The 21,100-nt window shown below is 73.1% G+C and carries 18 protein-coding genes; 5 read left to right on the forward strand and 13 right to left on the reverse strand.

Features of this window, described 5'->3' with window-relative positions:
* The first annotated feature begins 58 nt into the window (after window positions 1–58).
* Window positions 59–817 (forward strand): Clp protease N-terminal domain-containing protein, encoded by a 759-nt coding sequence (locus ACFWBY_RS17945; protein ID WP_385340302.1) that lies wholly within the window; start codon window positions 59–61, stop codon window positions 815–817.
* On the opposite strand, the gene ACFWBY_RS17950 is transcribed toward ACFWBY_RS17945, so the two are convergent.
* Both ACFWBY_RS17950 and ACFWBY_RS17955 read right to left on the reverse strand, forming a co-directional pair.
* On the reverse strand, window positions 756–1,868 hold the full coding sequence (locus ACFWBY_RS17950; RefSeq protein WP_385340339.1) for an AI-2E family transporter: 1,113 nt from the start codon (window positions 1,866–1,868) through the stop codon (window positions 756–758). The genes ACFWBY_RS17945 and ACFWBY_RS17950 overlap by 62 nt on opposite strands.
* Window positions 1,869–2,111: 243 nt before the next feature.
* The gene (locus ACFWBY_RS17955) at window positions 2,112–2,306 is read right to left on the reverse strand and encodes a DUF3046 domain-containing protein (RefSeq protein ID WP_385340304.1); all 195 of its coding nucleotides are present in this window, start codon (window positions 2,304–2,306) and stop codon (window positions 2,112–2,114) included.
* An 81-nt stretch (window positions 2,307–2,387) separates the two neighbouring features.
* On the opposite strand from ACFWBY_RS17955, the gene ACFWBY_RS17960 reads away from it, so the two are divergent.
* Window positions 2,388–3,365 carry a hypothetical protein gene (locus ACFWBY_RS17960; protein WP_385340305.1) on the forward strand — a complete coding sequence of 326 codons (978 nt, stop codon included), beginning with the start codon at window positions 2,388–2,390 and terminating at the stop codon, window positions 3,363–3,365.
* Here the strand turns inward: ACFWBY_RS17960 and ACFWBY_RS17965 are convergent.
* The 3 genes from ACFWBY_RS17965 to ACFWBY_RS17975 all read right to left on the reverse strand — a co-directional run bounded on the left by ACFWBY_RS17965 (window position 3,334) and on the right by ACFWBY_RS17975 (window position 5,311).
* The gene (locus ACFWBY_RS17965) at window positions 3,334–3,642 is read right to left on the reverse strand and encodes an AzlD domain-containing protein (RefSeq protein ID WP_385340307.1); all 309 of its coding nucleotides are present in this window, start codon (window positions 3,640–3,642) and stop codon (window positions 3,334–3,336) included. The two genes, ACFWBY_RS17960 and ACFWBY_RS17965, sit on opposite strands and share 32 nt — an antisense overlap.
* The gene (locus tag ACFWBY_RS17970; protein WP_385340309.1) at window positions 3,639–4,358 is read right to left on the reverse strand and encodes an AzlC family ABC transporter permease; all 720 of its coding nucleotides are present in this window, start codon (window positions 4,356–4,358) and stop codon (window positions 3,639–3,641) included. The genes ACFWBY_RS17965 and ACFWBY_RS17970 overlap by 4 nt, the downstream gene beginning before the upstream one ends.
* 104 nt (window positions 4,359–4,462) lie before the next feature.
* The gene (locus ACFWBY_RS17975) at window positions 4,463–5,311 is read right to left on the reverse strand and encodes an AraC family transcriptional regulator (RefSeq protein ID WP_385340311.1); all 849 of its coding nucleotides are present in this window, start codon (window positions 5,309–5,311) and stop codon (window positions 4,463–4,465) included.
* A gap of 80 nt (window positions 5,312–5,391) precedes the next feature.
* Between ACFWBY_RS17975 and ACFWBY_RS17980 the strand changes: the two genes are divergently transcribed.
* The 3 genes from ACFWBY_RS17980 to ACFWBY_RS17990 all read left to right on the forward strand — a co-directional run bounded on the left by ACFWBY_RS17980 (window position 5,392) and on the right by ACFWBY_RS17990 (window position 12,294).
* Window positions 5,392–9,984: an ATP-dependent helicase gene (locus ACFWBY_RS17980; protein ID WP_385340312.1), complete on the forward strand. Its 4,593-nt coding sequence runs from the start codon at window positions 5,392–5,394 to the stop codon at window positions 9,982–9,984.
* Window positions 9,985–10,539: 555 nt separating this feature from the next.
* Window positions 10,540–11,490, forward strand: a complete 951-nt coding sequence (locus tag ACFWBY_RS17985) for a DNA-formamidopyrimidine glycosylase family protein (protein ID WP_385340314.1) — start codon at window positions 10,540–10,542, stop codon at window positions 11,488–11,490.
* 36 nt (window positions 11,491–11,526) lie between these two features.
* The gene (locus ACFWBY_RS17990) at window positions 11,527–12,294 is read left to right on the forward strand and encodes an SDR family NAD(P)-dependent oxidoreductase (protein WP_385340316.1); all 768 of its coding nucleotides are present in this window, start codon (window positions 11,527–11,529) and stop codon (window positions 12,292–12,294) included.
* On the opposite strand, the gene ACFWBY_RS17995 is transcribed toward ACFWBY_RS17990, so the two are convergent.
* The 8 genes from ACFWBY_RS17995 to ACFWBY_RS18030 form a co-directional block, all read right to left on the reverse strand.
* Complete coding sequence (locus tag ACFWBY_RS17995) at window positions 12,242–12,601, reverse strand: hypothetical protein (protein ID WP_385340318.1); 360 nt, start codon at window positions 12,599–12,601, stop codon at window positions 12,242–12,244. The two genes, ACFWBY_RS17990 and ACFWBY_RS17995, sit on opposite strands and share 53 nt — an antisense overlap.
* Window positions 12,602–12,774: 173 nt before the next feature.
* Window positions 12,775–13,155: a helix-turn-helix domain-containing protein gene (locus ACFWBY_RS18000; RefSeq protein ID WP_007266936.1), complete on the reverse strand. Its 381-nt coding sequence runs from the start codon at window positions 13,153–13,155 to the stop codon at window positions 12,775–12,777.
* Window positions 13,156–13,264: 109 nt separating this feature from the next.
* Window positions 13,265–13,792: a CinA family protein gene (locus tag ACFWBY_RS18005; RefSeq protein WP_385340340.1), complete on the reverse strand. Its 528-nt coding sequence runs from the start codon at window positions 13,790–13,792 to the stop codon at window positions 13,265–13,267.
* 110 nt (window positions 13,793–13,902) lie between these two features.
* On the reverse strand, window positions 13,903–14,559 hold the full coding sequence (gene pgsA / locus ACFWBY_RS18010) for a CDP-diacylglycerol--glycerol-3-phosphate 3-phosphatidyltransferase (RefSeq protein ID WP_385340320.1): 657 nt from the start codon (window positions 14,557–14,559) through the stop codon (window positions 13,903–13,905).
* On the reverse strand, window positions 14,556–16,049 hold the full coding sequence (gene rimO / locus ACFWBY_RS18015) for a 30S ribosomal protein S12 methylthiotransferase RimO (protein ID WP_385340322.1): 1,494 nt from the start codon (window positions 16,047–16,049) through the stop codon (window positions 14,556–14,558). The genes pgsA and rimO overlap by 4 nt, the downstream gene beginning before the upstream one ends.
* Before the next feature lie 114 nt (window positions 16,050–16,163).
* Window positions 16,164–17,048 (reverse strand): RodZ domain-containing protein, encoded by an 885-nt coding sequence (locus ACFWBY_RS18020; protein ID WP_385340324.1) that lies wholly within the window; start codon window positions 17,046–17,048, stop codon window positions 16,164–16,166.
* Between the two features lie 259 nt (window positions 17,049–17,307).
* A complete protein-coding gene (locus ACFWBY_RS18025; protein ID WP_385340325.1) occupies window positions 17,308–20,067 on the reverse strand; it encodes a DNA translocase FtsK in 2,760 nt (919 codons plus the stop codon).
* A gap of 169 nt (window positions 20,068–20,236) precedes the next feature.
* Window positions 20,237–20,923 carry a two-component system response regulator gene (locus tag ACFWBY_RS18030; RefSeq protein WP_385340327.1) on the reverse strand — a complete coding sequence of 229 codons (687 nt, stop codon included), beginning with the start codon at window positions 20,921–20,923 and terminating at the stop codon, window positions 20,237–20,239.
* Window positions 20,924–21,100: the final 177 nt, after the last annotated feature.

Raw genomic sequence — 21,100 nt, forward strand, 5'->3', positions numbered from 1 at the left:
GCGGGAAGTGACAACCGAGGGTTGACACCCTTCCGACTGTCAACCTAGGGTTGCATCCATGACGAACCCTTCGGTGGAACCCGTTCGCATGACCAATCCGGTACGCCTCGACGACCTCATCGAGGCCATCAAGAAGGTCCACACCGACACCCTCGAACAGCTCAGCGGCGCCGTCGTGGCCGCCGAGGCCCTCGGGGACGTCGCCGACCACCTCATCGGCCACTTCGTCGACCAGGCCCGCCGCTCCGGCGCGTCCTGGACCGACATCGGCCGCAGCATGGGCGTGACCCGCCAGGCCGCCCAGAAGCGTTTCGTCCCCAAGGCCGACAAGGCCGGGGAAGGCAACGACCTCGACGCCGCCCAGGGCTTCGGCCGCTTCACGCCCCGCGCCCGCAACGTCGTCGTGACCGCCCAGAACGAGGCCCGCGCGGCCGGCAACACCGAGATCGCCGCCGCCCACCTGATCCTCGGCCTGCTCGCCGATTCCGAGTCCCTCGCCGCGCTCGCCCTGCGGGCGCAGGGAGTGGCCCTGGAGGACGTGCGCACCGCCGTGACCGCCGGCCTGCCCGCGCCCGTCGCCGAGGTGCCCGAGCTCGTGCCCTTCGACGCCGCCGCCAAGAAGGCGCTCGAGCTCACCTTCCGCGAAGCCCTGCGCCTGGGCCACAGCTACGTCGGCACCGAGCACATCCTGCTCGCCCTCCTCGAGCTCGAGGACGGCGAGGGCGTGCTCGCCTCCCTCGGCCTCGACAAGGCCGCTACCGAGGCGACCGTGGCCGAAGCCCTGGAATCCGTACTCGGCGCCGCCGGGAAGCAGTAGCGCTCCCCCCGGGGGTCCCGTCCTGCTCCACCGCGTACCGCTTCACGTACGCGCCGAGGAACGCCTGCATCGTGGCGATGGCCGGGATCGCGATGAGCGCCCCGACCGCTCCCAGCAGGGCGGTGCCGGCGACGACCGACCCGAAGGCCACCGCCGGGTGGATGTCCACGGTCTTCGCCGTCAGCTTCGGCTGGAGCACGTAGTTCTCGAACTGCTGGTAGACCACCACGAATCCGAGGACGTACAGCGCGTACCAGGGGCTGACCGTGAAGGCGAGCAGGACCGGCAGCGCGCCCGCCAGGTAGGTGCCGATGGTGGGGATGAACTGCGACACCAGCCCCACCCACACCGCGAGCGCGGGCGCGTACGGCACGTCGAGCACCACGAAGCAGACGTAGTGCGCGGCCCCGGAGACCAGCGCCATCAGGCCGCGCGAGTAGAGGTAGCCGCCCGTCTTGGTGACGGCGATCTCCCACGCCCGCAGGACCTCGGCCTGCTTCGCGGGCGGCAGTACGGAGCACAGGGTCCGCCGCAGCCGCGGTCCGTCGGCGGCGAAGTAGAAGGAGAACAGCCCGATCGTCAGCAGCTTGAAGAGCCCGCCGAGCACGGTGGCGGACACGTCGAGCACGCCGCTCGCGCTGTTCTGCGCGTACTTCTGCAGCCAGTCGGAACGCAGCAGGCTGTCCTGGATCTCCAGTCGGGACAGGTCCGTGTGGAAGGTGTCGTTGATCGACCCGATCACCGAGTCGAGGTAGCCCGGGAAGCCCTCCACCAGTTCGACGATCTGCGCGGCCAGGATCGAGCCGAGCAGGGCGACGAACCCGGCGGCTCCCACGAACACCCCGAGGAACACCAGGAAGGTGGCGAGCCCGCGGCGCACGCCCCGGGCCGCCATCCTGGCCACGGCGGGTTCGATGGCGAGCGCGAGGAAGAACGCGATCAGGATGTTGACGAACAGCCCTATCAGCTGGTGGAAGGCCCAGCTGCCGAGCTGGAAGCAGGCGACGAGCGCCAGGACGAGGACCACCGCGCGCGGCAGCCAGCGCGGCATCCGCGCGTCCGCCGGGGCGGGAGCCGGGACCGCGCCCCCGCCGGGCGGCCCCCCTGGGCCGCTCCCCGCACCGCTCCCCGGCGCGCTCTGCGCGTCAGCCCCGGCGTCGGCCGCGGGGCCCGGATCCGGGCCCGCGGGAACGTGCTCGGGCCGCGGGCCGGTCGTCGTCTCATCAGTCGCTGCCACGCGTCCAAGTCTGTCCCACCGGCCGCCTGTACGAGCACCCTCGCGGGCCCGCCGCGCTCAGCGCAGCGAAGCCGGCACGTCGACCGCCGAACACACCGCGCGCCACACGTCCTTGGCCTCCCAGCCCGCGTCCAGCGCCTCGTGGACCGTTCGGCCCCCGAGCTCCGTCATGACGTGGTCCCGCGCGAAGGAGTCCGCGTAGGCCGCGCCGAAGTGCTCGGCCATCCGCTCCCAGAAAATCGTCAACCGCATGCCCCCAGTATCCCGCCCCGGAGAGTGCACCGGTCGCGTTCGGGCCCCCTGGGCGCACCACCCGCCCCTACGGTTTCACGCATGCCTGGAGACGAAGCTTGCGCCCCGGCGGCGCCGACGGCGCCGAGCGCGCCCGCCCGCGCCGAGCAGTTCATCTGGCTCACGGCCCGGGTCCTCGAGCAACGGCGGTTCTCGTTCCACTTCCTCGGCGGGGACGCCGACCCGGTGGACGCGGCCCTCGGCGCGTACCTCGGCGGCGACGGCGGCTACGGCCACGCCCTCGACCCGGACCTGCGCGGCCCGCTGAGCCACCCGCTGCACACCGCCCACGCCCTGGGCGTCCTGGACGGCCTGGGGCGCTGCGCCGGGCAGCGCGTCGAGCGGCTCTGCGGCCACCTGGCGCGGGTCTCCACCCCGGAAGGGGGACTGGCGGCGACCTCCCCGTCCCCCGGCGGCCCCTACCCGGCGGCGCCGTACCTCCCGCTGCACGACGATCCGCCCGGCGACCTGCTGGCCACCGGCCCGATCGTCGGGATCCTGCACCGCAACCGGGTCTGGCACGCGTGGCTGTTCCGGGCGACGGAGTTCTGCTGGGACCGGGTGGAGAACATGCGCCAACCGCACCCGTACGAAATCCAGGGCGCGGTGTCCTTCCTGGACGGCGTCCCCGACCGGGCCCGGGCCTCGGCGGCCGCCGACCGGCTGGGGCGGCTGGTGCGCGAGCGGCGGTCCGTCGTACTGGATCCGGCGCGGCGGGACGCGTACCCGCCGGTGCCCGGTCACGCCCAGGGCGGGCACCTCTACCCGCACGACTTCGCCCGCCACCCGCTGTCCGTGGCCCGGGGCTGGTTCACGGACGCGGAGGTGCGCCGTTCGCTGCACTTCCTGGCCGGCCTGCAGCAGCCGGACGGCGGCTGGCCGGCGCCCCGCGGGGAGTGGGCGCCGGGCAGTTCGCTGGAACGGCGGCCGATCGCCACGCTGGAGGCGCTGCTGACGCTGCGCGCGTACGGGTGGCCGTCGGCCGGCCCTACCCTCCCAGCGCCCGGAGCCCCGCGGTGACGACGACGGCCGCCGCGACCACGACGAGGAACGGGGCCCGCAGCAGCAGCGCGACCCCGGCGGCCGCGAGCCCGGCGGCGCGGGCGTCCAGTATGAGCTCGTGCCCGGTGGCGAAGGTCTGCTGCGCGGTGAGCGCGGCGAGCAGCGCGACCGGCAGGAGCGCGGCGAGCCGGCGCACCGCCGGCCGCTCCAGGGCTCCGGCGGGGACGAGCAGTCCGGCGAGTTTGACGGCGTAGCAGCCGACGACGGTGAGTCCGATGGCGATCCAGACGTTCACGAGCGGCGTCCCTTCAGCCAGAGGATCGCGGGGGCGGCGAGCGCGGCGATGAGCACGGGGACCCCGGCGGGCAGTACGGGCAGCAGGCCGAGTCCGAGGACAAGGGCGACCACGGCGACGGCCCGCTCGGTGGCCGTCTTCAGCATCGGCGCGAGCAGGGCGAGGAACACGGCGGGCCCGGCGGCGTCCAGCCCCCACGCGTCGGTGTCCCCGATGGCCTCGGCGCCGAGTGCGCCCAGCAGGGTGGTGAGGTTCCACAGGACGTAGAGGCTCAGCCCGGTCACGGTGAAGCCGAGGCGCGCCGACTTCCGGTCGGGCTGGGCGAGGGCCACGGCGGTGGTCTCGTCGATCACCCAGTGCGCGGCGAAGGGCCGTACGCCCTTGGGGAGCCTGAGCAGCTGGGACAGCCGCAGGCCGTAGAAGGCGTTGCGGGTCCCGAGGAAGAAGGCCCCGGCGGCGGCGGTGAACGGATTCCCGCCCGCGGCCAGTGCCCCGACCAGCGCGAACTGCGAGGCCCCGGTGAACACCAGCAGGCTGAGCACGCACGCTTGCAGGGTGCTGACCCCGGACCCGGCGGCCGTCACCCCGAAGGCGAACCCTGACAGCCCGACCGCCACTCCGACGCCGAGCGCGTCCCGTACGACGGCGGCGCGCGGCTTGTCCGCGGCCGGGGCCCCTCCGGGCACGTCTTGGTCAGGAACCTCTTGTATGGCCATCCGATGTTCTCCCACGCCCCGAACCTACGGACGGAGCGCCATCCGGGTCTTGTACGTTCTTGCACCGCGCATCAAGTGATCAGGGTCTCGGGCCGCGGACCGGCTCAGCCGGCCGCCCGCTCCCGCCGGTAGGCGCCCGGCGGCACCCCCACGATGCGGGTGAAGTGCCGGTTGAGGTGCGGCTGGTCGGTGAAGCCGACGGTGACGGCCGCCTCCGCGGGCGGGGTCCCCGCGTCGAGCAGCCGGCGCGCCCGCCGGACCCGGGCGTCGGTCAGCCAGGTGTGCGGGGGCATGCCGTACCGCTCCCGGAAGGCCCGCAGCAGTGCGAACGGGCTCGTCCCCAGCTCCGCCGCGAGCTGCTCCAGCGACGGCGGCTCGCCCATCCGCTCCTCCAGGACGGCCCGGGCCCGCTCGGCGTCCGCGGCGCCCGCGCGGCGCTGCGCACGGGCGGGCAGCGGGCCTGCGTGCCGGGTCAGCATCCGGGCCACCGCGCCGCGCAGCAGTGTGTCCGCGGCCAGCGCGTTCCCCGCCTCGGCTGCCCGGTGGACCTCGGTGATCACCCGCGAGGCCTGCGCGTCCGCGACCATGTCGGCGGTGAATCCGGGGGTCCCGCGCAGGGTGCCGATCTCCTCGGCCACCTCGGTGATCAGCGCACGGGAGGGGTAGAGGGTGGCGTACGCCCAGCCCTCGGGGACTCCGGCGCGCGCGGTGTGCGCGACCTCGGGGTTGATCAGGACCACGCTGCCGGGCCCGGCGCGGACGGTGCCGCCCGGCAGGCCGATCTCCTCGATGCCGCCGGTGACGGCCGCGATGACGTAGCCGTCGTGGGCGTGGCGGGGGAACGTGTGGCGCACGTAGTGGGCGCGCAGCAGGTCCAGCCCTGGCAGTTCCGCGTACTGCCAGTGCCGCGCCCACTCCCGGCGGCCCTCGTCCGTTCCGCTCCCCGTCCCCATCCCTCCATTCTGCGCCCCGGCCGGTCGCGGCGTTTCCGCAGGTCCGGCCCGTTGTCAGTGGTCGGGTGCACGATGGGGGCATGTCCGGAACCGCGCTCGACTCGTTCTCCCCCGCGACCCGCTCCTGGTTCACGGGGGCCTTCGACTCGCCCACCGCCGCCCAGGAGGGTGCCTGGCGGGCGATCGGAGCCGGTTCGGACGTGCTGGTGGTGGCTCCCACCGGCTCCGGCAAGACCCTGGCCGCCTTCCTCGCCGCCCTCGACCAGCTCGCCTCGACCCCACCGCCGGCGGAGGCGAGGAAGCGCTGCCGGGTGCTGTACGTCTCGCCCCTGAAGGCCCTGGCGGTGGACGTGGAGCGCAATCTGCGCAGCCCCCTCACCGGGATCCGGCAGGAATCGGTGCGCCTCGGCCTGCCGGAGCCGGAGATCCGCGTCGGGATCCGCTCGGGCGACACCCCGCCCGCCGAACGGCGGGCGCTGGTGACCCGGCCGCCGGACATCCTGATCACCACTCCCGAGTCGCTGTTCCTGATGCTGACCTCGGCCGCCCGCGAGGCCCTCGCCGGGATCGAGACGGTGATCCTAGACGAGGTGCACGCCGTCGCCGGGACCAAGCGCGGCGCCCACCTCGCCCTGTCCCTGGAGCGGCTGGACGAGCTGCTGCCGCGCCCCGCGCGCCGGATCGGGCTGTCCGCGACGGTCCGGCCGGTGGACGAGGTGGCCCGCTACCTCGCGCCGCGCGGCAAGGTGGAGATCGTCCAGCCGCCTTCGACGAAGGAGTTCGACCTGTCGGTGGTCGTCCCGGTCGAGGACATGGGCGAGTTGGGCGGCTCCCCCGCCACCGAGGGCAAGGAGGGCGGTGACAAACCGTCGATCTGGCCGCAAGTGGAGGAGCGGATCGCCGATCTGGTCCAGGCCCACCGCTCCACGATCGTGTTCGCCAACTCCCGCCGCCTCGCCGAGCGCCTGTGCAACCGGCTCAACGAGATCGCGTACGAGCGGGCCGTGGGAAGCCCCTTGCCCGAGGGCACGCCCCCGGCCGAGATCATGGCCCAGTCGGGCGCCGCGCTGGGCGCGCCGCCGCTGCTGGCGCGCGCCCATCACGGCTCGGTCTCCAAGGAGCAGCGGGCGCTGGTCGAGGAGGACTTGAAGGCGGGCCGGCTGCCCGCCGTGGTCGCCACCTCCAGCCTGGAGCTCGGCATCGACATGGGTGCGGTCGACCTCGTCATCCAGGTGGAGTCCCCGCCGTCGGTGGCCTCCGGACTCCAGCGGGTCGGCCGGGCCGGGCACCAGGTGGGCGCGGTCTCCACCGGAGTCGTCTTCCCTAAGTACCGGGGCGACCTGGTCCAGGCCGCCGTGGTCACCGAGCGGATGCGCACGGGCTCGATCGAGTCCCTGCGCGTCCCCTCCAATCCGCTGGACGTCCTCGCCCAGCAGCTCGTCGCGATGACCGCGATGGACACCTGGCAGCTGGACGACCTGATCGCCCTGGTGCGGCGGGCCGCGCCCTTCGCGGCGTTGCCCGAATCGGCGTTCACGGCGGTGCTGGACATGCTGGCGGGCCGCTATCCGTCGGACGCGTTCGCCGAGCTCAGACCCCGGGTCGTGTGGGACCGGGTGGCCGGTACGATCACCGGCCGGCCGGGAGCCCAGCGTCTCGCGGTCACCTCCGGCGGGACCATTCCCGACCGCGGCCTCTTCGGCGTCTTCCTGGCCGGCGCCGACCCGAAGAAGGGCGGCGGCCGCGTCGGTGAGCTCGACGAGGAGATGGTCTACGAGTCCCGTGTCGGCGACGTCTTCACCCTCGGCACCACCTCCTGGCGGATCGTGGACATCACCCGCGACCGCGTCCTGGTCACCCCCGCCCCCGGGGTCCCGGGCCGCCTGCCGTTCTGGAAGGGCGACCAGCTGGGCCGCCCGCTCGAACTGGGCCGCGCCGTGGGCGCATTCCTGCGCGAGCTCGGCGGCCTCACCGACGAGGACGCCCGCCTGCGCCTGCTGGCAGCGGGGCTGGACGCCTGGGCCGCCCAGAACGTCCTGTCGTACCTCGCCGAGCAGCGCGAGGCCTGCGGCCACGTACCGGACGACCGGACCATCGTCGTCGAACGGTTCCGCGACGAGCTCGGCGACTGGCGGGTCGTCGTCCACTCCCCCTTCGGCGCCCAGGTGCACGCCCCATGGGCCCTCGCGCTCGGTGCCCGGCTCTCCGAGCGGTACGGGATGGACGCGCAGGTGATGCACGCCGACGACGGCATCGTGCTGCGCCTCCCGGACGCCGACCTGCTGAGCATGGACCTGGACCTGCTGGACCACGACCCGGCACCCGACCGGTCCTTCGACTTCGACGACGAGAAGCCCCCGCTCGGCGCGGCGGACGTGGCCTTCGACCACGGGGACATCAACCAGATCGTCACCGACCAGGTGGGCGGCTCCGCGCTGTTCGCCTCCCGCTTCCGCGAGTGCGCGGCGCGCGCCCTCCTGCTGCCGCGCCGCAACCCCGGCAAGCGCACCCCGCTGTGGCAGCAGCGCCAGCGCGCCTCGCAGCTCCTCCAGGTGGCCTCGGAGTTCGGCTCCTTCCCGATCGTGCTCGAAGCCGTACGGGAATGCCTGCAGGACGTCTTCGACGTACCGGGCCTGACCGAGCTGATGGGGGACATCGAGGCCCGCCGCGTCCGCCTCGTCGAGGTCACCACCCCCGAGCCCTCCCCCTTCGCCCGCTCCCTCCTCTTCGGCTACGTCGCCCAGTTCCTCTACGAGGGCGACTCGCCCCTCGCCGAGCGCAGGGCGGCCGCGCTGTCGCTCGACTCCCGGCTGCTGGCGGAACTACTGGGCCAGGCCGAGCTCCGAGAACTGCTGGACCCGGAGGTACTGGCGGAGCTGGAGCGGGAGCTCCAGTGGCTGACGGAGGACCGGCGGGCCAAGGACGCCGAGTCCGTGGCCGACCTGCTGCGCCTGCTGGGCCCGCTCACCCCGGAGGAACTCGGCACGCGCGGCGCGGACCCTGCGTGGGCGCAGGCCCTCTCCACGTCCCGCAGGGCGATCCGGGTCAGGATCGGCGGCGCCGACCACTGGGCGGCCATCGAAGACGCGGGCCGCTTGCGGGACGCACTGGGCACGGCCCTCCCGGTGGGCGTCCCGGAGGCGTTCACCGAGCCGGTGAAGGACCCGCTCGGCGACCTCCTCGCGCGGTACGCCCGTACGCACGGCCCCTTCACGACGGCCACCGCCGCACACCGCTTCGGGCTGGGCCCGGCCGTGACGGACGGCGCGCTGCACCGGCTCGCCTCGGCCGGGCGCGTGGTGCAGGGCGAGTTCCATCCGGCGGGCATCGGCCAGGAGTGGTGCGACGCCACGGTGCTGCGCCGGCTGCGCCGCCGCTCGCTCGCGGCGCTGCGCCAGGAGCTGGAACCCGTCCCGCCCGCCTCCCTCGCCACCTTCCTCCCCCAGTGGCAGCACCTGGGCGGGGCCCTGCGCGGCATCGACGGGCTGGCCCGCGCGGTCGAACAGCTTCAGGGCGCCCCTGTTCCGGCCTCCGCGCTGGAGCGCCTGATCCTCCCGTCCCGAGTCTCGGACTACTCCCCCACGCTGCTGGACGAACTCACCACCACGGGCGAGGTGGTCTGGGCCGGTGCGGGGGTTCTGCCCGGCAAGGACGGCTGGATCTCCCTGTACCTCGCGGAGGCCGCCCCGCTCCTCCTCCCGCCGCCGCACCCCTTGGAGCTCACCCCGGTCCACCAAGCCCTCCTGGACGCGCTCTCCGGCGGCTACGGCCTGTTCTTCCGCCAGCTCACCGAGTCGGTGCGCGGTCGACTCCCCGACACCTCGGACGCGGAGCTCTCCTCCGCCCTCTGGGACCTGGCGTGGTCGGGCCGCCTGACCAACGACACCCTCGCCCCCCTGCGCTCCTTCCTCGGCTCGGGCCGCACGGCGGGCGCCACCGCCCACCGCGCGCGCCGCACCGTCCCCCGCGGCCGCTACGGCACGCTCACCGCCACCGTCTCCCGTACGGGCCCGCCCACGGTGTCGGGCCGCTGGGCCCTGCTCCCGGTCCACGCCCCCGACCCGACCCACCGCGCGCACGCCCTCGCCCGCACCCTGCTCGACCGCCACGGCGTGGTGACCCGGGGCGCGGTGGCCGCCGAGGGCGTGGAGGGCGGCTTCAGCGCGGTCTACCGCGTCCTGTCCGCCTTCGAGGACAGTGGCCAGGCCCGCAGGGGCTATGTGATCGAGGGCCTGGGCGCGGCCCAGTTCGCCATGGACGGCGCGGTCGACCGCCTGCGCGCAGCCGAGCGGACCCCGCCCCCGCTGGCGGCGGTGGTCCTCGCGGCCGCCGACCCGGCAAACGCCTACGGCGCGGCCTTGCCCTGGCCGGAGCCCCCGGCCGACGCCACCCACAAGCCGGGCCGCAAGGCGGGCTCCCTGGTGGTCCTGGTCGACGGCGAACTCACCCTCTACCTGGAGCGCGGCGGCAAGACCCTCCTCGCCTGGCCCCCGCCGGACGACCCCCGCCTGGCAGCGGCGGTGGAAGCCCTGACGACAGCCTTCCGCAAGGGCACCCTCCCGGCCCTCACCGTGGAACGCGTCAACGCCACACCCTCCCTCACTTCCCCCTACGCCCCACCCATCGAAGCCACAGGCTTCCACGCCACCCCCCGCGGCCTCCGCCTCCGCTGACCGCCCCGCCCCGCCCCGGTGCGCGGGCAGGCGGTGCCAGGCCCCAACCCCGGCCACCGCCCCGCCCCGCCCCGGTGCGCGGGCAGGCGGTGCCACGCCCCAACCCCCGGCCCGACGAGCCGTCCCCCGCCGCCAGGCACCGGCGCCCACAGCCGGTGGCCGGGGTGCCCCGCGCCATACCCCCGCCGGGCAGACGTCAGCACCCGCAGCCGGCGTCCGGGAAAAACGCTCCCCGGCACACCCCGCCGGGAGGCGCCGGCACCCCGCAGCCGGTGCCCCGGGGACCCTGCCCAGGGGCCGTACCCTGCCGGGCAGGCGCCGGGGAACCAGGGCCGGGGCCGGGGCCTGCCCGCCCGGCAGGGTAGGCAGGCCGGGGAACCGGGGCCGGGGCCTGCCCGCCGATTCCGCCCGGCACAGGTACGGCGATCCCCGTCGAGTCGACAAGGCACCGGCACCGGCACCGGCACCGGCACCGGCAATACCCCGCCGAGTTCTCAGCCGCCCCGCCCACCGGCGCCACAGACCGCCAGCGCCCCCGCGGGGGACAATGAGTCCATGCCTGAAGGCGACAGCGTCTACCGCGCGGCTGCCCTGCTCCGCGACGCCCTTGCGGGCAAGGTGATCACCCGCTCCGATCTCCGCGTCCCGCGCTTCGCCACCGCCGACCTCACCGGCCGAACCGTCCTCGGTGTCGCCTCCCGGGGCAAGCACCTCCTCATCCGCTTCGGCCCGGCCTCAGACCTCGACGCGACCCGCGACCCGGCAACCCCCCTCACCCTCCACACCCACCTCCGGATGGACGGAGCCTGGCGCGTCCTCCCCGCCTCCGGTTCCGGCACCACTGCCACCACCGCCCCTACCAGCCCCACCGACACCCCTGCCGAAACCGCCGGAAACGCCGAAACCGAGAGCCCCGCCAAAGCCGCCGAAGCCGCCAGAACCACCAAAGCCGCCAGAACCTCCGGCCCCGCCGGCCCGGCCCACGAGATCCGCGTCATCCTCGCCACCGCCGCCCACACGGCCGTCGGCTACCGCCTCCCCGTCGTCGAGCTGATCCGCACCGCGGACGAGCACCGCGCCGTCGGCCACCTCGGCCCCGATCTACTCGGCCCCGACTGGGACGAGGAGGTCGCCGCCGCGAACCTCCTCGCCACCCCCGAACGCCCCCTCGGCGAAGCCCTCCTCGACCAGCGCAACCTGGCCGGCATCGGCAACGTCTACAAGTGCGAGCTCTGCTTCCTCGCCCGACTCACCCCCTGGACCCCCGTCGGCGACATCCCGCCGGCCACGCTCCCCCGCCTCGCCGCCGCCGCACACCGGCTCCTCGACGCGAACAAGGACCGCCGCCGCAACACCACGGGCAGCCACCGCCCCGGTCGGGAGCTCTTCGTCTACGGCCGCAGACGCCGCCCCTGCCTGCTCTGCGGCACCCCGGTCCGCGAGGCCCCGCAGGACGACCGACCCACGTACTGGTGCCCCCGCTGCCAATCCGGCCCGACGCCGTAGTTGACGCTCCGTCAGATCGGGTCGTACCGTCCCCGCATGCCCACACCCACTGCGTACGACCTCACCGGCCGCACCGCCCTGGTCACCGGCGCCGCCAGCGGCATAGGCCGCGCCACCGCCCTACTCCTCGCCACGGCAGGAGCGACCGTGCACTGCGCGGACCGCGACGCCCCGGGCCTGCAGGAGACGGCCGAGCTGATCACCAAGGCGGGCGGACATGCGCGGACGCACCTCCTCGACGTGACCGACCGCGCCGCCGTCGAAGCCGCCGTCGCGCAGGCCGGCCCGCTCGACATCACCGCCGCGATCGCCGGCATCATGCACAGCAGCAGCGTCCTGGACACGACCGACGAGGACCTCGACCGGGTCCTGGACATCAACTTCAAGGGCGTCCTGCGCACCTGCCAGGAGGCCGCCCGTTCCATGATCGCGGGCGGCCGTCCCGGTTCGATCATCACGATGGCGTCCGGCGCCGTGGACGCCGCTCAGCCGGGCCTGCTCTGTTACAGCGCCGCCAAGGCCGCCGTCGTGCAGCTCACCAAGACCCTCGCCACCGAGGCCGGCCCGCACGGCATCCGCGTCAACGCCGTGGCACCCGGTTGGATCCGCACGCCGATGACCGGCCGCCACAGCCCGGAGGTCCAGGAGCAGACAGAGGCGATGATGACCCGGATGTCACCGCTGCGCCGCGTCGGCGAGCCCGAGGACATCGCCCAGGCCGTGCTCTACCTCGCCTCGGACGCCTCGTCCTTCATGACGGGCCAGATCCTCCGCCCGAACGGCGGAGTCGCGATGCCTTGGTAGTCGCCTCCGCGGCGGGCCATCCCCGGCGGCCACCACCCGGACCACCGCCAGAACCACCGCCAGGGCTCTCACCCTCCCCGCCTGCGTCGGCGGCCTCGCGCCGCCCCGCCCCGCGACGGCCCCGCAAAGGCTCCGGCACACAGTGCACGGGCAGCAGCCCCAGCCCCCATCCACCGACGGCGACCGCCCCCTCCAGGGGCCCCGCTTCGTCCGGCGCCAGCACCAGCCTCAGCACGGCCCACCACCACAGGGCACCCAGCGCCAGCACGAGGGCCAGGCCCGCGGGTATGCGCAGCGATCGCCGCACGGTCACCTCCGAGGGGCCGGGACCCGGACGGGCCCATCCTCCCGCACCCCCCGCGCCGCCGCACCCAGAACGGCCGGGAGCCCCGGCCGGTGCCTGAGGCACCGGCCGGGGCTCCGGCCACACTCACACGCTCATGGCGTGACCACTACGCGCTCAGCAGACTCGAGAACGCGTCACGCGGCTACGACATTCACCGCTTCCACGGGCGCCTTGATGGTCACCCGCTCCGGGCCACCCGTGACCGAGGCCACGGATACCGAATTGAGCATCGGGCGGACCGGTGCGGGCACCGGTTCGCTTGCCGCGGCCGACTGTGCCAGCTCGGCGAGCGACAGCTCGTCGCTGACTTCGCGCATCAGCTCGGACATCCGTACGTCAAGCGCGTCGCAGATCGCGGAGAGCAGCTCGGAGGATGCCTCCTTCTGCCCCCGCTCCACCTCGGAGAGATAGCCGAGCGAAACCCGGGCGGACGAGGAGACTTCGCGCAGAGTACGGCCCTGGCGCTGGCGCTGCCGACGCAGCACGTCACCCAGCAGGCGACGGAGCAGAATCATCGGTGGCTCCCTCCTCTGACCGTGTAGCCGTAACCTTCACGCCCCACCGTACCGCCTCGCGCGGCGGCCGTGCGGGGAGCGATGTCGTGTTCACTCAGGGCTGCAAACATCAAATCCCCCCGTCCTGTTCCGTATGCTGCCCCCGCAGATTCTCGCGGAGTTCGCTCGCGAGTAGCTCGAGCACTGTCCGTGCACTCTCCCTACGAATTTCCGCCCGGGAGCCTTTCAACCGCAGCCCGGCCGTTTTCCTGCCGCCCGGGCCCGCGACGGCAATGAAAACCGTGCCCACGGGGCGGCCGTCCTGCGCCTCCGGGCCGGCCACTCCCGTGGTCGCGATGCCCCAGGAAGCGCCCAGCACCCGCCGCACCCCGGCCGCCATTTCCTCCGCGACCTGCGCGTTCACCGCGCCCTCGGCGGCCAGCAGCTCCGCGTCCACGCCCAGGACCCGGTGCTTGAGCTCGGTGGCGTACGCCGTGACCGAGCCGCGGAAGGACCGGGAGGCTCCGGGGACGGCGGTGAGCTCCGCGGCCACCATGCCGCCCGTCAGCGACTCGGCCACGGCGACCGTCCCGTTACTCTCCGCAAGGAGTCGCAGCACATCGGCCGCGACCGCCCCGGTGCTCCCGGCGACCGTCACAGCATTCCGCACCGCATCACCGGTCACCGAAGAATCACCCGCCTCTTGCGTTACCGCGCCATGCGTCGCGCCGCTCTCCGGGCCGGCGACGGTGCCACGCGCCGAGCCGGTCACCGCGCGGCACGCTCCGCGGCCAGGCCCTTGCGCCGCAGCACGACCGCTTCCCGGATGTAATCCAAACCGGTGACGAGGGTGAGGACGACGGCCACTGCCATCACCCAGAACCGCATGGTCGCCAGCGGCCCGGTCAGCGCGAGCACGTACATGCCCACGGCCGTGCCCTGAGCCAGGGTCTTCAGCTTGCCGCCCCGGCTCGCGGGGATCACTCCGTACCTGATGACCCAGAAACGCATGAGCGTGATCCCGAGTTCCCGCCCCAGGATCAGGCCGGTCACCCACCAGGGCAGGTCACCGAGCCACGACAGACACACCAGAGCCGACCCCATGATCGCCTTGTCGGCGATGGGGTCGGCGATCTTCCCGAAGTCCGTGACCAGGTTGTACGTACGGGCCAGATGCCCGTCGAAGATGTCGGTGATCATGGCGACGGCGAACGCCGCCCACGCCAGCGCCCGCCAGACGGGGTCGTATCCCCCGTCGGCGAGCAGCAGCATCACGAATCCCGGCACCAGGAGTAGCCGGATCATCGTCAGGATGTTGGCGATGTTCCACAGGCTGGCCTGATTGACCGCCGCGGCGCCCAGCTTCGCGCCGGGCGCGGGCCGACGGCCGGTCCCGCCCGCCGCAGATGCCGGGGCTCCGGTCATCCGGCCGCCTCCTCAAGATCAAGGCCCAGGGGCTCCGCCACCAGGTCCACACCCAGGGTGCCGACCACCTTCGCCGTGACGATGCGCCCGGGGACCAGTCCCGTGCCGTCCGTGAAGACGACCTGGCCGTCGGTCTCGGGCGCCTGGTGGGCGGCCCGCCCGTAGGCGCCCTCGCCGTCCTCCGCCTCGTCGAACGGGACGACCGTCTCGACGAGCACCTCCAGCGTCTCCCCGATCCGCTCCTCCGCGCGCTGCGAGGTGAGCTCCTCGGCGAGGCGCTGCATGTGCGCGAGGCGCTCGGCGATGGTGTCGGCGTCCAGCTTGTTCTCGTACGTGACGGCCTCGGTGCCGTCCTCGTCGGAGTAGCCGAAGACGCCGATGGCGTCGAGCCGCGCGTTCGTGAGGAAACGCTCCAGCTCGGCGAAGTCCGATTCCTTCTCGCCGGGGAAGCCGACGATGAAGTTGGACCGGACGCCGGCCTGCGGGGCCTTGGCGCGGATGGTGTCCAGCAGCTCCAGGAACCGGTCGGTGTCACCGAAGCGGCGCATGGCGCGCAGCACGTCGGGGGCCGAGTGCTGGAAGGAGAGGTCGAAGTACGGGACGACCTTGGGGGTCGAGGTCAGTACGTCGATCAGGCCGGGGCGCATCTCGGCGGGCTGGAGGTAGCTGACGCGGACGCGCTCGATGCCGTCCACCTCGGCCAGCTCGGGCAGCAAGGTCTCCAGCAGGCGGATGTCGCCGAGGTCCTTGCCGTACGAGGTGTTGTTCTCGGAGACCAGCATGATCTCCTTGACGCCCTGCTCGGCGAGCCAGCGCGTCTCGCCCAGCACGTCGCTGGGGCGGCGGGAGATGAAGGAGCCGCGGAAGGACGGGATGGCGCAGAACGAGCAGCGCCGGTCGCAGCCGGAGGCCAGCTTGACCGAGGCGACGGGGCTCTTGTCCAGACGGCGGCGCAGCGGCGCGCGCGGCCCGGAGGCGGGCGCGACGCCGGCCGGAAGGTCCTCGGGGGAAGCCTCCGGCTCCTGCGCGTGACCGGGGAGCGCCACCTCGGCGTCCTGGCGGGCCGCCGGACTGATCGGCAGCAGCTTGCGCCGGTCGCGCGGGGTGTGGGAAGCGTGGATGCCGCCGTTGAGGATGGTCTGGAGGCGGTCGGAGATGTCGGCGTAGTCGTCGAAGCCGAGCACTCCGTCGGCTTCGGGGAGCGCTTCGGCGAGTTCCTTGCCGTAGCGCTCGGCCATGCAGCCGACGGCTACGACGGCCTGCGTGCGGCCGTGATCCTTGAGATCGTTGGCCTCCAGCAGGGCGTCTACGGAGTCCTTCTTGGCGGCTTCGACGAAGCCACAGGTGTTGACGACGGCTACGTCCGCGTCGGCGGCGTCCTCGACGAGCTCCCAGCCATCCGCCGCCAAGCGGCCTGCGAGCTCCTCCGAGTCCACCTCGTTACGGGCGCAGCCAAGAGTGACAAGGGCGACGGTACGGCGTTCGGGCATGGACTCAAGACTACTTCGTCCCGGCGCCGGCCCCCGCCTCCCGTCCCGGTACGACAAGATCCCCGGGGTGCGGCGCGGCACCCCGGGGATCCGGAACTTTCTATTCCTTGCTGGTCAGCCCGCCTGGGCCTGCCCTTGGCGGGGGTCGTCCTTGGTGTATGTGAGACGTTCCACCTGTCCGGGCTGGAATTCGTCCTTGATCTCCTTGCCGTTCACGAAGAGCTTCACGACCCCGGCGTCGCCGAGTACGAGGTTGATGGACTCCTTGTCCGTGAACGTCTTCGACTCGCCCTGCGCGAGCGTGCCGTCGAAGAGGAGCCGGCCGCTGTGGTCCTTGGCCGAGATCCAGCTCTCGCCGTCGTTGGCCGTCAGGACGACCGTGACGAGGTCCTTGGGCGCGGCGGCGATGGCGCTGTCCGAGGGCTGAGGCTTGGGGGCCTGAGGTGCCTGGACCGAGGGCTTCCCGGCGTTCGGCGTGGGTGCGGGCTTCGGGGCGGCGGAACCTTCCGCCACCGGTTGCTTGTCCTTGTCGTCGCCTCCGAAGGCGGTGAAGCCGACGAAGCCGATCACGGCGACGATGGCGGCCACCATGGCGGCGGTCCAGTTGGGCCGCTGCCTCTCGGGACGGATCCGCTCGGCTTCGAACCTCGGCGCGGCGGGGGTGGGTGCCGGCCGCCCGCCGTGGGCCGCGTCGTAGCTCTCGATCAGGGGTGCCGGATCGAGGCCCACGGCGCGTGCGAGCGTACGGACGTGGCCGCGGGCGTAGACGTCGCCGCCACAGCGTGAGAAATCGTCGGATTCGATCGCGTGCACGATCGGAATGCGCACGCGGGTGGTGGAACTGATCTCGTCGACAGTCAGCCCGGCGACGATCCGGGCCTTCTTGAGGGCCGCCCCGATCGACGGCTCTTCGACGGAACGCTCGACGATGCGATCCTCGGACCGGTCGTCGGTCGAAGGCCGCTCTTCTTCGGGGGAGTTGGAGTTGCCGATGGACACGAGGGCGCCTTTCGAGCGTGTAGCCACCTGCTGGATGTCCAGTCTAGGGGGGTGACGAAAGGGTGGGGCAACCGGAGGGGGGCCTTCCTACGCCATACGAATGGCTACGGGGCTCCCGCCCGGCGCGGCGGCCCGGAACACGCCGCCACCTCCCTCAACTGCACGCGGGCCCAGGAGAAACGGCCGCCCCCCGATCCGTCGCGCGCGCCGCGCCCGCCGCCGCCCGCCGCCGGCACCGCCACCGGAGCCCGCGCCCGGCCTAGTCGGCCGTCTCGCCCCGGATGACCGCGAGCACCCCGTCCAGCTCGTCGGCCTTCAGCAGCACGTCGCGCGCCTTCGAACCCTCGCTCGGCCCGACGATCCCCCGCGACTCCATCAGGTCCATCAGCCGGCCCGCCTTCGCGAAGCCCACGCGCAGCTTGCGCTGAAGCATCGAGGTGGACCCGAACTGCGTCGAGACGACCAGCTCGGCCGCCTGGCACAGCAGGTCCAGGTCGTCGCCGATCTCCTCGTCGATCTCCTTCTTCTGCTTCTGCCCGACCGTGACGTCGTTGCGGAAGACGGGAGCCATCTGGTCCTTGCAGTGCTGGACGATCCCGGCGATCTCGGCCTCGGTGACGAAGGCGCCCTGGAGCCGGACGGGCTTGTTCGCGCCCATCGGCAGGAACAGCCCGTCGCCCTTGCCGATGAGCTTCTCCGCGCCCGGCTGGTCGAGGATGACCCGGCTGTCCGCGAGGGAGGAGGTGGCGAAGGCGAGCCGCGAGGGCACGTTGGCCTTGATCAGACCGGTCACGACGTCCACCGAGGGCCGCTGTGTGGCGAGCACGAGGTGGATGCCGGCCGCACGGGCCAGCTGGGTGATGCGGACGATCGAGTCCTCCACGTCGCGCGGGGCCACCATCATCAGGTCGGCGAGCTCGTCGACGATCACCAGGAGGTACGGGTAGGGGCTCAGCTCCCGCTCGCTGCCCGGCGGCAGTTTGATCTTGCCGTCGCGGATCGCCTGGTTGAAGTCGTCGATGTGCCGGAAGCCGAAGGCCGCCAGGTCGTCGTAGCGCAGGTCCATCTCGCGCACGACCCACTGGAGCGCCTCGGCCGCCCGCTTGGGGTTGGTGATGATCGGCGTGATCAGGTGCGGGATGCCCTCGTACGCCGTCAGCTCCACCCGCTTGGGGTCCACCAGCACCATCCGGACGTCCTCCGGGGTCGCCCGCACCATCACCGAGGTGATCAGGCAGTTGATGCAGGAGGACTTGCCGGAGCCGGTGGCGCCGGCGACCAGCACGTGCGGCATCTTGGCGAGGTTGGCCATCTCGTAGCCGCCCTCGACGTTCTTGCCGAGCGCGACCAGCATGGGGTGGTCGTCCTCGGCGGCGTCCGCGAGGCGCAGCACGTCACCGAGGTTGACCATCTCGCGGTCGGAATTCGGGATCTCGATGCCGACCGCCGACTTGCCCGGGATCGGGCTGATGATCCGGACGTCCGGCGAGGCGACGGCGTAGGCGATGTTCTTCGCCAGTGCCGTGATCCGCTCCACCTTCACGGCCGCGCCGAGGGTCACCTCGTAGCGCGTCACGGTCGGACCCCGGGTGAAGCCGGTGACCTTCGCGTCGACCTTGAACTCGGTGAAGACGTTCGTCAGCGAGGCGACCACCGCGTCGTTCGCGGCGCTACGGGTCTTGCCGGGCCCCCCTCGCTCCAGCAGGTCCAGCGAGGGCAGGGCGTACGTGATGTCGCCGCGCAGCTGGAGCTGCTCGGCGCGGGGCGGCAGCGCCTGCGTCTCGGGCGGGGCCTTGGTCAGATCGGGGACGGACAGCGTCCCGGAGGCCGCCGCCGTGGTGTCGTGCGGCGAAGGCGAGGGCGAGGGCGAGGCCGCCGGGGGCTTCTCCTCGCGGGCCGAGGGCACCGGAGCGGTGATCTCCACCCCCTCGCTCTCCACGGAGATGCCGTGCGTGAGGTCGGCGACCAGCGGGGAGGGCGGCATCCCGCCGTACACCACCCCGTCCAGCGCGGCGGCGGCCGCCGCGGCCACGTCGACGGCGTCCATCTCGCGGTCCATGGCAGGCCGGACCGCGGACCGCCGGGGGCGCCTGCGCCGGGCGAGCACCTCCTCCTCGACCGTGTCCGCGGGCTCCGCCGGGCCGGTCTCCCCGGCGCGGGCCCGCCACTGCTCGGCGTCGTGCCGGCCGGAGCCCTCCGCCTGCTCCCCGTACCCCTCGTCGTACTCGTTCGGCGCGATGACCCCCAGCCGGATCCCGGCACTGCGCAGGCGCTGCGGGATCGCGTTGACGGGAGTCGCGGTGACCACGAGCAGGCCGAAGATCGTGAGCAGCACCAGCATCGGCACGGCCAGCGGTGCGCCCATGGTGAAGATCAGCGGCTTCGAGGCGCCCCAGCCGATCAGCCCGCCTGCGTTCTGCATGGCGGTGGTGCCCTCGTCGCGCCCGGGTGCCCCGCAGGCGATGTGCACCAGCCCCAGGATCCCGATGACGAGCGCGGAGAGCCCGATGCCGATCCGGCCGTTGGCGTCGGGCTGTTCGGGATGGCGGATGAAACGTACCGCCATGACGCCGAGCAGGACGGGCACGAGCAGGTCGAGCCGCCCGAACGCACCCGTCACCAGCATGGTGACCAGGTCCCCGACGGGCCCGCTCAGATTCGACCACGTCCCGGCGGCGACGATGAGCGCGAGCGCGAGGAGCAGCAGCGCGAGGCCGTCCTTGCGGTGGGCGGGGTCGAGGTTCCTCGCACCCCGTCCCACACCGCGGAACACCGCGCCGACCGCGTGCGCGATTCCGAGCCAGACGGCGCGCAGCAGCCGCAGTACGCCCCCGGTGGGGGACGGCGCCGGCTTGGGCGCGACCTTCTTGACCGGGGCGCGCTTGGCGGGGGCGGCTTTCTTCACGGGCGGCTTGCGGGCGGGGGCAGCCTTCTTCGCCGGCGCCGTCGTACGGCCGGTGCGGCCCTTCGCGGCGCCCGCCGTGCTCTGGGAACCCTTACCGGACGTACTTGAGGCCATGGGCCCGAGGTTACCGGTGCGCGCCCCGGTGGACACGCGTGCCCACCCCTTCACCCGTTCGTGTCGTCGTCGGCCGCCACCGGGAGGTGCCCGTATCCGGGCGCCGTCCTGACGCGCCGCCAGACCTGACGGGCCGACAAGCGGTCCCCGGGACCGGCCCCGGGGACCTTCAGCCCTGCGCGGGAAGCACCGCGGCTCCGCCGCTGGTACCGGGCTCCAACGCGTCGAGCGCCCGGCGCAGTCCGGTGAGCTTGCGCTCCAGGTGAGCCGCGGTCGCCACGACCCCCGGATCGGCCGCTTCCTCGCCGAGCTGCTTGGTCAGCGCCTCCGCCTGCTCCTCCACCGCGGCGAGCCGCGCGGAGAGCTCCGCCAGCAGGCCCGCGGTCTCCTTGGAGCCGTCCGCCGACCCGTTGGAGCTGCCGCCCTCCAGCTGGAGCCTCAGCAGCGCCGCCTGCTCACGCAGTTGGCAGTTCTTCGTGTACAGCTCCACGAACACCGAGACCTTGGCCCGCAGCACCCACGGGTCGAAGGGCTTGGAAATGTAGTCCACCGCGCCCGCCGCGTACCCGCGGAAGGTGTGGTGCGGACCGTGGTTGATCGCGGTGAGGAAGATGATCGGGATGTCCCGGGTCCGCTCCCGCCGCTTGATGTGCGCGGCCGTCTCGAAGCCGTCCATTCCCGGCATCTGCACGTCCAGCAGGATGACCGCGAAATCGTCCGTCAGCAGCGCCTTGAGCGCTTCCTCCCCCGACGACGCCCGGACCAGTGTCTGATCGAGCGCGGAGAGGATGGCCTCCAGCGCCAGCAGATTCTCCGGCCGGTCGTCGACCAGGAGGATCTTGGCCTTCTGCACCATGCCCTGTCCTCCTCGCCCCGGCATGGGGCCTCCCCGGCTCCTGGTACCGGCCTGTGCGCCGGGCCCCGCCCCAGGGGAAGGCATCCTCGCGCCGTCCGTCCTTGTGCCGGTCATCGTAGCCCCAGTCCCGAGATCGCCACACCCTGTCACCAAGATGTCACTGTGCACGAAGCAGAA

The organism is Streptomyces sp. NPDC060049 (assembly GCF_042736715.1).
In the GTDB taxonomy this organism is placed as follows: Bacteria; Actinomycetota; Actinomycetes; order Streptomycetales; family Streptomycetaceae; genus Streptomyces.

Excerpts from the sequence above, each read along its gene's own strand:
- ACFWBY_RS17960 (WP_385340305.1), top strand. The coding sequence starts at position 2,388 with ATGCCTGGAGACGAAGCTTGCGCCCCGGCGGCGCCGACGGCGCCGAGC.
- ACFWBY_RS18000 (WP_007266936.1), bottom strand. The coding sequence starts at position 13,155 with ATGATTCTGCTCCGTCGCCTGCTGGGTGACGTGCTGCGTCGGCAGCGC.
- ACFWBY_RS17950 (WP_385340339.1), bottom strand. The coding sequence starts at position 1,868 with ATGCCGCGCTGGCTGCCGCGCGCGGTGGTCCTCGTCCTGGCGCTCGTC.
- ACFWBY_RS17955 (WP_385340304.1), bottom strand. The coding sequence starts at position 2,306 with ATGCGGTTGACGATTTTCTGGGAGCGGATGGCCGAGCACTTCGGCGCG.
- ACFWBY_RS17970 (WP_385340309.1), bottom strand. The coding sequence starts at position 4,358 with ATGGCCATACAAGAGGTTCCTGACCAAGACGTGCCCGGAGGGGCCCCG.
- ACFWBY_RS17985 (WP_385340314.1), top strand. The coding sequence starts at position 10,540 with ATGCCTGAAGGCGACAGCGTCTACCGCGCGGCTGCCCTGCTCCGCGAC.
- rimO (WP_385340322.1), bottom strand. The coding sequence starts at position 16,049 with ATGCCCGAACGCCGTACCGTCGCCCTTGTCACTCTTGGCTGCGCCCGT.
- ACFWBY_RS17945 (WP_385340302.1), top strand. The coding sequence starts at position 59 with ATGACGAACCCTTCGGTGGAACCCGTTCGCATGACCAATCCGGTACGC.
- ACFWBY_RS18030 (WP_385340327.1), bottom strand. The coding sequence starts at position 20,923 with ATGGTGCAGAAGGCCAAGATCCTCCTGGTCGACGACCGGCCGGAGAAT.
- ACFWBY_RS17975 (WP_385340311.1), bottom strand. The coding sequence starts at position 5,311 with ATGGGGACGGGGAGCGGAACGGACGAGGGCCGCCGGGAGTGGGCGCGG.
- ACFWBY_RS17990 (WP_385340316.1), top strand. The coding sequence starts at position 11,527 with ATGCCCACACCCACTGCGTACGACCTCACCGGCCGCACCGCCCTGGTC.
- ACFWBY_RS18025 (WP_385340325.1), bottom strand. The coding sequence starts at position 20,067 with ATGGCCTCAAGTACGTCCGGTAAGGGTTCCCAGAGCACGGCGGGCGCC.
- pgsA (WP_385340320.1), bottom strand. The coding sequence starts at position 14,559 with ATGACCGGAGCCCCGGCATCTGCGGCGGGCGGGACCGGCCGTCGGCCC.
- ACFWBY_RS17980 (WP_385340312.1), top strand. The coding sequence starts at position 5,392 with ATGTCCGGAACCGCGCTCGACTCGTTCTCCCCCGCGACCCGCTCCTGG.